This is a genomic window from Microbacterium maritypicum MF109, from assembly GCF_000455825.1.
In the GTDB taxonomy this organism is placed as follows: Bacteria; Actinomycetota; Actinomycetes; order Actinomycetales; family Microbacteriaceae; genus Microbacterium; species Microbacterium maritypicum_A.
Window position 1 is genome coordinate 1 of sequence record NZ_ATAO01000018.1, and the last position, 656, is coordinate 656.

1 protein-coding gene is annotated in these 656 nt (G+C 71.3%); it reads right to left on the reverse strand.

The features are described from left to right. Positions 1 to 297 precede the first annotated feature (297 nt). Positions 298 to 656, reverse strand: a 359-nt coding sequence (locus L687_RS0120675; protein WP_031206678.1) for an ArsB/NhaD family transporter, incomplete at its 5' end; no start/stop codon positions are given.

Here is a 656-nt window from a genome sequence, read left to right on the forward strand (position 1 = left end):
TCGTACGGCACGCCCGTCAGCAGCGCCTCGAGCGTGCCGAGCTGCACGACCGGGTCGATGCCGCCGAGCGTTCCGGCATCGAAGCCCGACTCCTCCGCGGTCGGTCCGCCCTCCACCTGGAGGACGGTGACGGCCCGCTCGTCGTTCGGCGCGGAGAAGTAGTCGTAGAGAACGCTCATGACCGACATCCTGTCAGGCCCGGCGCACTTCCTCTTCCGGCCCGCTCCCCCCTTCCGGTCGCATCTCGTGCCGCCTCCGCGCCTCGGGGGCGGCAGGAGGTGCGACCGGAACGGAGCACTAGCCCGAGACGAGCCAGAGCACGAGCACGGCGGCGAGCACGGTCGGCACCGCAGCCACCACACCCCACAGCATGAAGCGACTCCACCGGATCGTGACCCCCAGGGCGACGATCCGGTGATGCCACAGGAGGGTCGCGAGCGACGCCCACGGCGTGATGAGCGGGCCGATGTTCACGCCGATCAGCAGCGCCATCAGCGCGACCGGATCCCCGGCGGCGGGCTCGAGCACCAGGTATGCCGGGAGGTTGTTGATCCCGTTCGCGCTCACGGCCCCGAGCGCGGCCAGCCGGAACAGGTCGCCGGGAGCGTCGCCGTTCGCGGTCGGCGAGGTCAGGAAGTCGAGCAGGCCCTGCGCGT